Consider the following 13,016-nt stretch of genomic DNA (forward strand, 5'->3'; position numbering starts at 1 on the left):
GCCATGACGATTTATGATGACGCCTGGGTGAAGGCCGAAGAAGCCAAGCGCGCCTGGCTGGATGCGAACGGGCTGTACAAGACCGATGACGAACATTCGTCCTGCGGCGTGGGGCTGGTGGTTTCCATCAGCGGCAAGCCGTCGCGCAAGGTGGTGGAGAACGGGATCAACGCGCTGAAGGCGGTGTGGCACCGTGGCGCGGTGGATGCCGATGGCAAGACCGGCGACGGCGCGGGCATCCATGTGCAGATCCCGGTGAAGTTCTTCTATGACGTCGTGCGGCGCACGGGGCATGAGCCGGACGCGACCAAGCTGATCGCCGTGGGGCAGGTGTTCCTGCCGCGCACGGATTTCGGTGCACAGGAACGGTGCCGGACCATCGTGGAGACGGAAGTCCTGCGGATGGGGCATTACATCTATGGCTGGCGTCATGTGCCGGTGAACACCGAAGTGCTGGGCGACAAGGCCAATGCGACGCGGCCCGAGATCGAACAGATCCTGATCCGCTGCGAGAAGGACATTGATCAGGAGCAATTCGAGCGCGAGCTGTACATCATCCGCCGCCGGATCGAGAAGGCGGCGGTGGCTGCGCAGATTCAGGGGCTGTATCTGTGTTCGCTGTCCTGCCGGTCGATCATCTACAAGGGCATGATGCTGGCCGAGCAGGTGGCGGTGTTCTATCCCGACCTGATGGATGAGCGGTTTGAATCGTCTTTCGCGATCTATCACCAGCGCTATTCCACCAACACCTTCCCGCAATGGTGGCTGGCGCAGCCGTTCCGGATGCTGGCGCATAACGGCGAGATCAACACGCTGAAGGGCAACGTCAACTGGATGCGGAGCCACGAGATCCGCATGGCCTCCAACAACTTTGGCGACGCGGCCGAGGACATCAAGCCGATCATCCCGTCGGGTACGTCGGACAGTGGTGCGCTGGATGCGGTGTTCGAGGTGCTGGTGCGGTCGGGGCGCAGCGCCCCGATGGCCAAGACGATGCTGGTGCCCGAGGCGTGGAGCAAGACCACGACCGATATGCCGCAGGCATGGGCGGACATGTATGCCTATTGCAACAGCGTGATGGAGCCGTGGGACGGACCTGCCGCGCTTGCCATGACGGATGGGCGCTGGGTCTGTGGCGGGTTGGATCGCAACGGGTTGCGGCCGATGCGCTATGTCATCACCGGTGACGGGATGCTGATCGCCGGGTCAGAAGCCGGGATGGTGCCGGTGGATGAAACCACGGTGCGCGAAAAGGGCGCGCTGGGGCCGGGGCAGATGATCGCGGTCGATATGGCCGAGGGGCGGCTGTATCACGACGCAGAAATGAAGGACAAACTGGCAGGGAGCCAGCCTTATGGCGCGTGGATCGACAAGATTGTCGATCTGAACAGCCTGCTGCGCGATGTGCCGGAGGGCGCGCTGTTTTCGGGTGCCGACCTGCGCCGCCGCCAGATTGCCGCCGGCTACACGGTGGAAGAGCTGGAACAAGTGCTGGCCCCGATGGCCGAGGATGGCAAGGAGATGGTCGCCAGCATGGGGGATGACACCCCGGCAGCGGTTCTGTCCAAGGTCTATCGCCCGCTGAGCCATTTCTTCCGCCAGAACTTTAGCCAGGTGACCAACCCGCCGATCGACTCGCTGCGCGAGGGGCGCGTGATGAGCCTGAAGACGCGGTTCGGGAATCTGCGGAACGTGCTGGATGAAAACTCCAGCCAGACGGAAATTCTGGTGCTGGAAAGCCCGTTCATCGCGAATGCCGAATTCGATGTGATGGTGAAGCAGTTCGGCGATCAGGTGGCCTTCATCGACTGCACCTTCCCGGTGTCGCCGGAGCTGGACGATCTGCGGCAGGGGCTGGAGCGTATCCGAGCCGAGGCCGAGGATGCCGTGCGGTCGGGTGCCGGACATCTGGTGCTGACGGACCAGCATCAGGGGCCGGACCGGGTGCCGATGCCGATGATCCTGGCCACCAGCGCGGTGCATAGCTGGTTGACGCGCAAGGGGCTGCGGACGTTCTGTTCGATCAACGTGCGGTCGGCGGAGTGCATTGATCCGCATTACTTTGCGGTGCTGATTGGCTGTGGTGCCACCACGGTGAACGCCTATCTGGCGCAGGATTCGATTGCCGACCGGATTTCGCGCGGGTTGCTGGATGGCAGCCTGACGGATGCGATGCGGCGCTATCGCGATGCGATTGATGCGGGTCTGTTGAAGATCATGTCGAAGATGGGGATTTCGGTGATCTCCAGCTATCGCGGCGGGCTGAACTTTGAGGCGGTGGGTCTGAGCCGTGCGATGGTGGCGGAGTATTTCCCCGGCATGCATTCCCGGATTTCGGGCATCGGTCTGACGGGGATCGAGCAGAAGCTGGAAGAGGTGCATGCCAAGGGCTGGCTGGGGGGCGCGGATGTGCTGCCCATCGGCGGGTTCTACAAGGCGCGGCGGTCGGGCGAAAAGCACGCCTGGGAAGCGCAGACGATGCACATGCTGCAATCGGCCTGTGACCGGGCGAGCTATGACCTGTGGAAGCAGTATTCCGCAGCGATGCGGGCAAACCCGCCGATCCATCTGCGCGACCTGCTGGACATCAAGACGCTGGGCAAGCCCGTGCCGATTGAAGAGGTGGAGTCGATCACCAGCATCCGTAAGCGGTTCGTGACGCCGGGGATGAGCCTTGGGGCGCTGTCGCCCGAGGCGCATAAGACGCTGAACGTGGCGATGAACCGGATCGGGGCGAAGAGTGACTCGGGCGAGGGTGGCGAGGACCCGGCGCATTTCGTGCCGGAGCCGAACGGCGACAACCCCTCGGCCAAGATCAAGCAGGTGGCATCGGGGCGCTTTGGCGTGACGGCGGAATACCTGAACGCCTGCGAGGAGTTGGAGATCAAGGTGGCGCAGGGCGCGAAGCCCGGCGAAGGCGGGCAGTTGCCGGGCATGAAGGTGACGGCACTGATCGCGCGGCTGCGCCATTCGACGCCGGGGGTGACGCTGATTTCGCCGCCGCCGCACCATGACATCTATTCCATCGAGGATCTGGCGCAGCTGATCTATGACCTGAAGCAGATCAACCCGCGCGCCAAGGTGACGGTGAAGCTGGTGTCCTCATCCGGCGTGGGGACGATTGCGGCGGGCGTGGCCAAGGCCAAGGCCGATGTGATCCTGATTTCCGGCCATAACGGCGGAACGGGGGCGTCGCCTGCCACGTCGATCAAATACGCGGGCCTGCCCTGGGAAATGGGCCTGACCGAGGCGCATCAGGTGCTGAGCATGAACAACCTGCGCGAGCGGGTGACGCTGCGCACGGATGGCGGGCTGCGGACGGGGCGCGATGTGGTGATGGCGGCAATGCTGGGGGCCGAGGAATACGGCATCGGCACGGCGGCGCTGATCGCCATGGGCTGCATCATGGTGCGCCAGTGCCAGAGCAACACCTGCCCCGTGGGCGTCTGCACCCAGAACGAGGCGCTGCGCGCCAAGTTCACCGGGGATGCGGACAAGGTGGTGAACCTGATCACCTTCTACGCACAGGAAGTGCGGGAAATTCTGGCGCAGATCGGTGCGCGGTCGATGGATGAGATCATCGGGCGGGCGGACCTGCTGACGCAGGTTTCGCGTGGGTCGGCCGCGCTGGATGATCTGGACCTGAACCCGCTGCTGATCACGGTCGATGGGGCATCCAAGATCACCTATGACCGGTCCAAGCCGCGCAATGCGGTGCCGGACACGCTGGATGCGGAAATCATCCGCGACGGCGCGCGGTTCTTTGAGGATGGCGAGAAGATGCAACTGTCCTATGCGGTGCGGAACACGCATCGCACCATCGGGACGCGGGCCTCGAGCCATATCGTGAAGAAGTTCGGGATGCGCAACAGCCTGCAGCACGACCATCTGACGGTAAAGCTGTCAGGGTCCTGCGGGCAGTCTCTGGGCGCGTTTGCCGTGCAGGGGTTGAAGATCGAGGTGCAGGGCGATGCCAACGACTATGTGGGCAAGGGCCTGTCGGGCGGGATGATCACCGTGCGGCCGTTGATGTCTTCGCCGTTGCGGGCCGAGGAGAACACGATCATCGGCAACACGGTGCTCTATGGTGCGACGGATGGCTATCTGTTCGCCAGCGGTCGTGCGGGTGAGCGGTTCGGGGTGCGCAATTCGGGGGCCAAGGTGGTCGTCGAGGGCTGCGGATCGAATGGCTGCGAATACATGACCGGCGGCGTGGCCGTGATCCTTGGCCGGATCGGCGCGAACTTTGGCGCAGGCATGACCGGGGGGATGGCCTATGTCTATGATCCCGATGGCGTGGCCGAGGATTTCATGAACCTTGAATCGATCCTGACCTGCGGCATCGGGCACCCGCATTGGGAGGCCCAGGTGAAGGGGCTGATCGAGCGGCACCATGCAGAGACGGGTTCACAGATCGCAGGCCGCATTCTGGCGAACTGGGAGGCTGAGCGGGGCAATTTCCTGCAGATCTGCCCGAAAGAGATGCTGCCGCATCTGGCGCATCCCCTGTCGGACGAGGCGGCGCGGGTTCCGGCGGAGTGAGGCATGGGCGGCCCCAACGAATTTTCCTGCGAAAATTCAGGGGCCGCCGCGCCTGATTTTTCGCAGGAAAATCGTTGGCGTCGGCCTGTGCGCGTGATCATGCCGGACTGCGCGCCTTGACCCCGGCACCCTGCCCGTGGCTATTGTCGCGACCATGACGGACAGCCCAGAGAAACCCGCGAAGAAGCCGCGCAAGGCGGCCGAAAAGGCCGCTCCGGCCCCAGTGCCGCCGCTGCGGCGGGTGCTGCGCTGGGCGGGGCGGATCGCGGCGGGGATTGCCGTGCTTTATGCGGCGCTGATCCTGATGTTTTCCTTCGTGCCGCCGCCGATCAACTTCTATCAGCTGGGCGAGGCGGCGCGGCTGGGCGGGATCGAGAAGGACTGGGTGTCGTTCGAGGAGATGGCCCCGGTGATGGCGCGGTCGGCTGTGGCGGCGGAGGATGCGAATTTCTGCCTGCATTGGGGGTTCGACATGGCGGCCATCCGCGAGGCGGTGGCGCAGGGGTCGGACCGGGGGGCATCGACGATCAGCCAGCAAACGGTGAAGAACGTCTTCCTGTGGCATGGCCGATCCTGGTTGCGCAAGGCGCTGGAGGGGCTGCTGACGCCTGTGGTGGAAACCGTCTGGTCCAAGCAGCGGATTCTTGAGGTCTATCTGAACGTGGCCGAGTTCGGTGAAGGCGTGTTCGGTGTGCAGGCCGCCGCGCAGCATCATTTCGGGGTGGATGCGCGCGACCTGACAGCGACGCAGGCGGCGCGACTGGCTGCGGTGCTGCCTGATCCGAAGGGGCGGTCGGCATCGGAGCCTTCGGATTTCGTCCGGTCGCGGACGCGGGCGATCATATCGGGTGCGGAAACCATAGCGGCGGATGGCCGGGCCGGGTGTTTTCAGGAATGAGCCGTTGAATTCCTGCCCCTGACGGGGCAAGAGACAGTGACCGTTCCATGACATGACGGGATGTCCTTTTCAGATGATCCGCCTTTATCACTTTCCGCTGTCGCCCTACTGCCGCAAGGTCCGCCTGACGCTGGCCGAAAAGCGGCTGGAGGTGGAGCTGGTGGAAGAGCGCTATTGGGAACCATCGCCCGATTTCCTGCGGCGAAATCCGGCGGGCAAGGTACCGGTGCTGCGCTGGGACAATCGGGTGATGTCGGAAAGCCAGGCGATCTGCGAATATCTGGAAGAAGCGATCCCCACCCCGCAGCTGATGCCGCGTGACCCCGAGGCGCGCTATGAGGTGCGCAGGCTGTGTGCGTGGTTCGACGACAAGTTCCATGAGGAAGTGACGTCAAAGCTGCTGTACGAGCGGGTGAACAAGAAGGTGATGGGGCACGGATACCCCGACAGCAAGAATGTGAAATTCGGGGCAAGCCGGATCAAGTATCACATCGACTATATGGGCTGGCTGCTGGATCAGCGGCGCTGGCTCGCGGGGGATGTGATGACGCTGGCCGATCTGACGGCGGCGGCGCATCTTTCGTGTCTGGATTATATCTCGGACGTGGATTGGAACCGGTCGGCGGCGGTGAAGGACTGGTATGCGAAGGTGAAGTCGCGCCCCTGTTTCCGCACGTTGCTGGCTGATCAGGTGCCGGGATTTCCGCCGCCGCAGCATTACGCCGATCTGGATTTCTGACGGCGGGCGGGTACGATTTTTCTGCGAAAAATCGGGTGGGGGTGCTTCGCCCCTGTCAGCCATCGGTTCTTGGGCCAGTGGCGAAACCGATGTCTGACCCCGCGAGAGTATTTGAGCCAAGATGAAGCTGGATGACCTGAAGGAACGGCTGGAGGCGCAGGCGCGGGCCGAGGGGTTTGCGGCGATGGGCATTTGTGCGCCGAATGCCGTGCCGGAAGCGGCGGGGCGGTTGGCGGCTTTTCTGGAGGCCGGGCGGCACGGGCAGATGGGGTGGATGGCCGAGCGGGTGGAATGGCGCGGGGATGCGGCGGCGCTGTGGCCCGAGGCGCGGTCGGTGATCATGCTGGCGGAATGCTATACGCCAGAGACGGACCCGTTGGCGGTGCTGGGGCAGCCGGACCGGGGCGCGGTGAGCGTCTACGCGCAGGGCAAGGATTACCATGACCTTGTGAAGCGGCGGTTGAAGCGGCTGGGGCGTTGGCTGCTGGATCAGGCCGAGGCGACGGCGGAGATCAAGGTGTTCGTCGACACAGCGCCGGTGATGGAAAAGCCGCTGGCGCAGGCGGCGGGGCTGGGCTGGCAGGGGAAGCATACCAACCTGTTGTCCCGCGGGTTGGGAAACTGGTTCTTTCTGGGTGCGATCTTTACCACGCTGGACCTGCCGAAGGACGCGGCGGAGGTCAGCCATTGCGGGACCTGCACTGCCTGTCTGGACATCTGCCCGACACGGGCCTTTCCAGCGCCATATCAGCTGGATGCGCGGCGTTGCATTTCCTATCTGACGATCGAGCATCGCGGGCCGGTGGATGCGGCGCTGCGCGGGTTGATGGGGAACCGCATCTATGGCTGTGACGATTGTCTGGCCGTGTGCCCGTGGAACAAATTCGCGCAAGACGCCGCGGAGATCGGCTATCAGCCGCGGGTGGGTGCGCCGGAACTGGCGGAACTGGCGGGGCTGGATGATGCCGCGTTTCGGGCGCGGTTTGCGGGCAGCCCCATCAAGCGGATCGGGCGGGATCGGTTCGTGCGCAATGTGCTTTATGCCATCGGCAATTCCGCCCTTCCCCGGCTGCGCCCGGTGGCGGCCGCATTGATCGGCGATCCTGATCCGGCGGTGGATGATGCCGCGCGCTGGGCGGTGGACCGCCTGTCGTGATGCGCTGATCGGCGGCCTCGGGGTGAGGGCGGCGATCAGGGTTATGGGGGTGGCCGATTCGGTGTTAGGCTTCGTCTCCGTAATTCACGGGAGGACGACATGACCAAGCATCTTGCCGACAAGCGCAGCCCATCGACCGGGGCCCGTGTGAAGCAGTTCCTGCGGCTGGCGCGCACCCCGCGTGAGACTTGGCATCGCCCGCGCGGCGCTGCCGGACCGTCGCGGTTGGTGCAGTTCCTGCGGATCGACCGGGGGCGCAGCGCCTAGCGCGGGCGGAGCCGATCACGCAGCACTGTCAGGGCGTCGCGCAGGGTGGCGGCCTGATCGGCGGCGAGGCCGGTTTGTTCAAGGAAACAGAGCGGCACCTTTGCGGCCTCAAGCTGCAAGGCGTGGCCGGCATCGGTCAACGTGATGCGGACCTGACGTTCATCATCCGTGGCGCGCTGGCGGGTGATCCATCCGCCCTGTTCGAGGCGTTTCAGAAGCGGCGTCAGCGTATTGCTGTCGAGCAGAAGCGTTGTGCCGATCTGACCCACCGTCTGCCCGTCCTTGGCCCAAAGCGCGGCGAGGGCAAGGTATTGCGGATAGGTCAGACCCAGAGGTTCGAGCAGCGGTTTATAGGCGGCCTGCATCGCATGCCCCGCGGAATAAAGCGCGAAGCACAGCATCTGGGGCGGGGGAAGGCAGGCATTCTCGTCCATCGCGCGAGGTTATATCGCGCGCGATTTATCTGCAAGCGGTTGACAGGGGCTGTGGCAGGCCGTAGTTGTATCGCACGCGATATAATCGTATTCGATTTAAAGGAGAGCAAACATGACGGTTGACCCGAAATACTGGACCGAAGCGCAAGCAACCGGCGGCGGGCGCAATGGCGTGGCCAAGCTGGTGGATGGCAAGCTGACCGTTACCATGACCAGCCCCAAGGAATTGGGCGGGTCGGGCGCGGGGCATAACCCGGAAGAGCTGTTCGCGGTGGGTTACGCGGCCTGTTACCTGGGCGCGATGCGCTTTGCCGCCACCAGCGAGAAGCTGGGGACCGTGCCGGACAATGCCACGGTGAATGCCCATGTGGGCATCGGGCCGCGGTCGGATGGCGGGTTCGGGTTGCAGGTGAAGCTGGTGGTCGCGATGCCGGGCGTGGACCGGGCCGTGGTGGAAAAGATCGCCGAGCGCGGGCATTTCATTTGCCCCTATTCCAACGCGACCAAGGGCAACATCACCGTGGAAACGGTGATCGCCTGACACGACGGCAAACATTGGCACCCCACAGCCGCCTTGCGGCCTTGTGGGGTGCCGCCTAGGCTGATCCCTGACAGCAATCAGGGGCCGGCCATGAGCAATCCGCATTGGATTTACACCCAGACGATCAAGACTTTTGCTGCAGGCGCAGAACCGGGGTTTGAAGATCCCGGTGAATTGGCGGCGACCTGGGGCAAGGTTTGGGGGATCGACAATGACGTGGGCCGCATCCGCGAGATTTTGATGCATCGCCCCGGGCCGGAGATGGGGGTTGTGGACCCGACCAAGCGGCTGGCCGAGATCGGGTCTTTCGGTGATCCAGCGGTGGGGTGGTATTACCAATCGGACACCCCGCCCGACATTCCGCTGATGCAGCGCCAGCATGCGGCCTTTGTAGCTGCGTTGGAGGCGGAGGGGGTGGTCGTTCATCATGTGGATGGCGAGGCGGGGAACCGGCTGAAGCAGGTTTATACCCGCGATCCGCTGATCATGGTGAAGGGTGGCGCGATCATCTGCAGGATGGGTGCGCGCATTCGCCGAGGCGAGGAACTGGCGATCACCCGCACGCTGGGGCGGCTGGGGATTCCGATCCTGCGCACGATCAACGGGACCGGGGTTATGGAGGGCGGCAGTTTTGCCTGGCTGAACCCCAAGACCTGCGCCATCGGCGTGGGGGTGCGGGTGAACCGCGATGGGGCAGAACAGGTGCGCGAGGTGCTGGCGCGGCAGGGAGTGGACCTGCTGATCGTGGATCTGGTGGGCTATGACATCCATCTGGATGTGAGTTTCCTGATGATCGACCGCGATCTGGCGATCCTGAACCCGATGGGGTTGCCCTATTCGTTTCTTGAGGAGTTGAAGGCGCGGGGCATACGCTGGATTGAAACCGACCCGGCGGATGATGGCTGGATCGTCAATTCGCTGGCGATTGCGCCTGGCAAGGTGCTGATGCCCGAGGGGGCCACGAACCGCACGCTGGACCGGTTGGCGGCGGCGGGGGTGACATGGGTGACGATCCCTTATGCCGAGGTGCAGAAGAACGGCGGCGGGCTGCATTGTTCGACCACGCCGCTGATCCGGGATTCGGTGTGAACCGAATCGTAAGGGTTTCCTGCCAGCCTGCCCGTGTGTGGGATGTGGAGGCGGGGCATGCGCGGACGTGGGCAGGGATTGGCCGTGATGGCCCACCGCGCGTTGGCGCGGCTTGTCGCGCGGCGGGACATTCTGCATCTGGCCGTGGCGGGCGGCGGCCGATCCGATCTGGCGGCGATGCGGGTTCTGGTCCGACTGCGCGGGCGCGATGGGCTGGATTCCGGTGCGCTTTTGGCATTTGGCCGATCGCTGCGCGCGATGCTGGGTCTGCAACCCGGGTCGGGTTTGCCGCTTCTGGTGATCAGCCTTGCAGCAGAGAATGCAGCGGAAAGCGCTGATGCCGACAGGCCGAACGGGGCAGGCTGCGTTGCGAAATGCCTTTGGCAGCGGCGTGCAGGGCTTGCGCGGCTGGCATCGGTGATCTTGCCAATCGGTGGGCTGTCAGACGCATTGAAACGAAAAGGGCGAAGGTTGCGGTCGCCCCCTTCGCCCTGGTCTGTTTCCCTGTCAGGCTGTGGCTGACATCATCCGCCCTGATCAGGCGCGGACGAGCTTTTCGTATTCCATCGACACGCGCTTGGTCAGGTCGCCGACTTCGAAGTTGTAATCGCCGATCTGGCCAACGGGCGTCACCTCGGCAGCGGTGCCGGTGAGGAAGCACTGTTCGAACCCTTCGAGATCGGAGGCTTCGATCCGGCGTTCGTGGACCTTGATCTGCATGTCACGCAGCATCCCGATGACTGTCTGGCGGGTGATGCCGTTCAGGATCGCGTCGGGGATGGGGGTGTGCACTTCGCCATCCTTGACGAAGAAGATGTTGGCCCCAGTCGCCTCGGCCACATAGCCGCGATAGTCGAACATCATGGCGTCGGAGCAACCCTTAGCCTCGGCCGCGTGTTTGGACATGGTGCAGATCATGTAAAGACCGGCAGCCTTGGCGGCGTGAGGGATGGTTTCAGGCGAGGGGCGTTTCCATTTTGCGATGTCGAGTTTCGCGCCCTTGAACTTGGCATCACCGTAATAGCTGCCCCAAGTCCAGCAGGCGACGGCAAGGCGGATCGGGTTGCGCTTTGAGGCGACACCCATGTCTTCGCCTGCACCACGCCAGGCGATGGCGCGAACATAAGCATCGGTCAGGTTGTTGGCTTTGAGCACCGCCTCTTTGGCGGCGTTGATTTCTTCGACCGTGAAAGGCAGCGGCATGTCGAGCAGTTCGCCCGACATGCGCAGACGTTCGGAATGTTCGGTGGATTTGAAGATCTTGCCATTGTAGCAGCGTTCGCCTTCGAACACGGCGCTGGCATAGTGCAGGGCATGGGTCAGGATGTGGACATTCGCGCCACGCCAATCCACCAGTTTGCCATCCATCCAGATGAAGCCGTCGCGATCGTCATAACCAGCCATGTCCCACTCCCACAGGCAGAATTTGCGAATGTTGCGCCGCTTAGGTCCGGATCGGACATAAAGTTGCGTCAAACCGGGTGCCGAGCTAGCAGTTGGTTCTTGGAAAGTCAACAAGGCTGACGTAAATTCAGGGTGACGCGGGAGGGGTAAGGATGGCCGAAGGCACTACGGGCGGGGAAAGCCTGCTGTTTCTGACCGATGAGCAGTTGCGCAAAGGGATCGAGGCGATGTTCTTCGCCTATCGCGGGTTTACCGATGATCCGGACCGCATTCTGGAAGGGATGGATTACGGGCGGGCGCATCACCGGGCGATCCATTTCATCCATCGATCGCCCGGGACCACGGTTTCCAACCTGTTGGGCATTTTGGGTGTGACGAAGCAAAGCCTGAACCGGGTGCTGCGCACGCTGATCGAGGATGGGTTGGTGGAGGCGCGGGTGGGCAAAGCCGACAAGCGCGAGCGCAACCTGCATCTGACGGGCAAGGGGCAAGAGCTGGAACGGCAATTGTCGGATGCGCAGCGAGCGCGGATGCGGGCGGCCTATCGCGCGGCGGGGCCTGCGGCGGTGCAGGGATTTCGCACCGTGCTTGAGGCAATGATGGACCCGGAGATGCGGCGACAGTATCAATCCCTGCGAGAGGGTGAGAAATGAACGAACCGCAGCCACATCTTTTGGTCGTCGATGACGATGAACGCATCCGGGGGCTTTTGCAGAAGTTCCTGATGCGCAACGGCTATTTGGTCACGGTGGCGCGCGACGCCGCACAGGCGCGCCGGCTTTTGACGGGGCTGGAATTCGACATGATCGTGCTGGACGTGATGATGCCGGGCGATGACGGCATCACGCTGACGCGCGAATTGCGCGGGCGGATGAGCGTGCCGATCCTGCTTTTGACGGCCAAGGGCGAGACTCAGAACCGGATCGAGGGGCTGGAGGCCGGGGCGGATGATTACCTGGTGAAGCCGTTCGAGCCGAAGGAATTGCTGCTGCGGATCAATGCCATCCTGCGGCGCGTGCCGCAGGTGCAGGCGGCGCCGCCAGTGCCAAAGGTGCTGCATCTGGGGGCGGTGCGCTATGATATGGACCGGGGTGAGTTGTGGCGGGGGGCTGATCCTGTACGGCTGACGGCGACAGAGGCCGCGCTGATGCGGATGTTCGCGGCCCAACCGGGGCAGGCGATTGCGCGCGAAAAGCTGGCCGGTGATCTGGGCCGCGACGAGGGCGGCGCGCAGGAGCGGGCGGTGGATGTGCAGATCACCCGCCTGCGCCGCAAGATCGAGGATGACCCGAAGGTGCCACGCTATTTGCAGACGGTGCGGGGCGAGGGCTATCTGCTGCAACCGGATTGATTTTCCCATCGCACGCGCAGCGCGCGGTGATAATCTGCCCGCGTGTGTGTGTGGTACGAGTAGGAGGTTACCATGTTAAGACGAACAGCCGCGGCCCTGACTTTGGCCGTCATGGGCGCAACGGGGAGCGCGGTCTGGGCCCAGAACCTTGAGCCGTGGGGAGCGTCGGATTACTGGGACGTGATGATTGACCCGACGCTGGGCAATGGCTGCCTGATCCAAGGTGCATTCGAGGATGGGTCTGTGGTGCGGATCGGGCTGGATCGGACGAACGACACGGGATACGTGACCGCGTTCAACGATGCCTGGGGCGATATCGAGGAAGGTGCGGTCTATCCGATCAGCTTTGCCCTGGATGGCGAAGGGTTCGAGGGCGAGGCGCGCGGCATGTATCTGGATGGGATGCCGGGGGCGGATATCGTTTTTGACAACGTGGATTTCTTCATGTCCATCGCCCAAAGGCAAACCATGACGATGTATCACGACGGGGCGGAGGTCATGTCGATTGACCTGACCGGAACGATGCGCGGGCTGGAAGCGGTGCTGGAGTGCCAGGACGAACAGGGCTGAGGTAGAGGACGGGGGGCAGGCGCCC

The 13,016-nt window shown here is 63.6% G+C and carries 13 protein-coding genes; 11 read left to right on the forward strand and 2 right to left on the reverse strand.

Features of this window, described 5'->3' with window-relative positions:
• Positions 1-3 precede the first annotated feature (3 nt).
• The 5 genes from gltB to RSE12_00985 all read left to right on the forward strand — a co-directional run bounded on the left by gltB (position 4) and on the right by RSE12_00985 (position 7,602).
• Positions 4-4,542 (forward strand): glutamate synthase large subunit, encoded by a 4,539-nt coding sequence (gene gltB, locus RSE12_00965; protein ID WRH62933.1) that lies wholly within the window; start codon positions 4-6, stop codon positions 4,540-4,542.
• A 154-nt stretch (positions 4,543-4,696) separates the two neighbouring features.
• Positions 4,697-5,440, forward strand: a complete 744-nt coding sequence (gene mtgA / locus RSE12_00970) for a monofunctional biosynthetic peptidoglycan transglycosylase (protein WRH62934.1) — start codon at positions 4,697-4,699, stop codon at positions 5,438-5,440.
• Between the two features lie 73 nt (positions 5,441-5,513).
• Positions 5,514-6,179, forward strand: a complete 666-nt coding sequence (locus RSE12_00975) for a glutathione S-transferase family protein (protein WRH62935.1) — start codon at positions 5,514-5,516, stop codon at positions 6,177-6,179.
• Between the two features lie 121 nt (positions 6,180-6,300).
• Entirely contained in the window at positions 6,301-7,335 is a 1,035-nt protein-coding gene (gene queG / locus RSE12_00980; GenBank protein ID WRH62936.1) for a tRNA epoxyqueuosine(34) reductase QueG, read from the forward strand.
• 99 nt (positions 7,336-7,434) lie between these two features.
• On the forward strand, positions 7,435-7,602 hold the full coding sequence (locus RSE12_00985) for a hypothetical protein (protein WRH62937.1): 168 nt from the start codon (positions 7,435-7,437) through the stop codon (positions 7,600-7,602).
• Here RSE12_00985 and RSE12_00990 read toward each other — a convergent pair.
• Positions 7,599-8,036 carry a MarR family transcriptional regulator gene (locus tag RSE12_00990; protein ID WRH62938.1) on the reverse strand — a complete coding sequence of 146 codons (438 nt, stop codon included), beginning with the start codon at positions 8,034-8,036 and terminating at the stop codon, positions 7,599-7,601. The two genes, RSE12_00985 and RSE12_00990, sit on opposite strands and share 4 nt — an antisense overlap.
• Before the next feature lie 112 nt (positions 8,037-8,148).
• Here RSE12_00990 and RSE12_00995 point away from each other — a divergent pair, with 112 nt between their 5' ends.
• The 3 genes from RSE12_00995 to RSE12_01005 all read left to right on the forward strand — a co-directional run bounded on the left by RSE12_00995 (position 8,149) and on the right by RSE12_01005 (position 10,188).
• Positions 8,149-8,577, forward strand: a complete 429-nt coding sequence (locus RSE12_00995; protein ID WRH62939.1) for an organic hydroperoxide resistance protein — start codon at positions 8,149-8,151, stop codon at positions 8,575-8,577.
• A 90-nt stretch (positions 8,578-8,667) separates the two neighbouring features.
• On the forward strand, positions 8,668-9,666 hold the full coding sequence (locus RSE12_01000) for an arginine deiminase family protein (GenBank protein WRH62940.1): 999 nt from the start codon (positions 8,668-8,670) through the stop codon (positions 9,664-9,666).
• Positions 9,667-9,723: 57 nt separating this feature from the next.
• Positions 9,724-10,188, forward strand: coding sequence for a hypothetical protein (locus RSE12_01005; GenBank protein WRH62941.1), 465 nt, complete (start codon positions 9,724-9,726; stop codon positions 10,186-10,188).
• A gap of 15 nt (positions 10,189-10,203) precedes the next feature.
• Here the strand turns inward: RSE12_01005 and RSE12_01010 are convergent, their stop codons facing one another.
• The gene (locus tag RSE12_01010; protein WRH62942.1) at positions 10,204-11,070 is read right to left on the reverse strand and encodes a branched-chain amino acid aminotransferase; all 867 of its coding nucleotides are present in this window, start codon (positions 11,068-11,070) and stop codon (positions 10,204-10,206) included.
• 152 nt (positions 11,071-11,222) lie between these two features.
• Between RSE12_01010 and RSE12_01015 the strand changes: the two genes are divergently transcribed.
• The 3 genes from RSE12_01015 (at position 11,223) to RSE12_01025 (ending at position 12,991) form a co-directional block, all read left to right on the forward strand.
• The gene (locus RSE12_01015) at positions 11,223-11,723 is read left to right on the forward strand and encodes a MarR family transcriptional regulator (GenBank protein WRH62943.1); all 501 of its coding nucleotides are present in this window, start codon (positions 11,223-11,225) and stop codon (positions 11,721-11,723) included.
• A complete protein-coding gene (locus tag RSE12_01020; protein WRH62944.1) occupies positions 11,720-12,421 on the forward strand; it encodes a response regulator in 702 nt (233 codons plus the stop codon). The genes RSE12_01015 and RSE12_01020 overlap by 4 nt, the downstream gene beginning before the upstream one ends.
• Before the next feature lie 72 nt (positions 12,422-12,493).
• On the forward strand, positions 12,494-12,991 hold the full coding sequence (locus RSE12_01025) for a hypothetical protein (GenBank protein WRH62945.1): 498 nt from the start codon (positions 12,494-12,496) through the stop codon (positions 12,989-12,991).
• Positions 12,992-13,016: the final 25 nt, after the last annotated feature.

The sequence above is a fragment of the Fuscovulum sp. genome, from assembly GCA_035192965.1.
Taxonomy (GTDB): Bacteria; Pseudomonadota; Alphaproteobacteria; order Rhodobacterales; family Rhodobacteraceae; genus Paragemmobacter.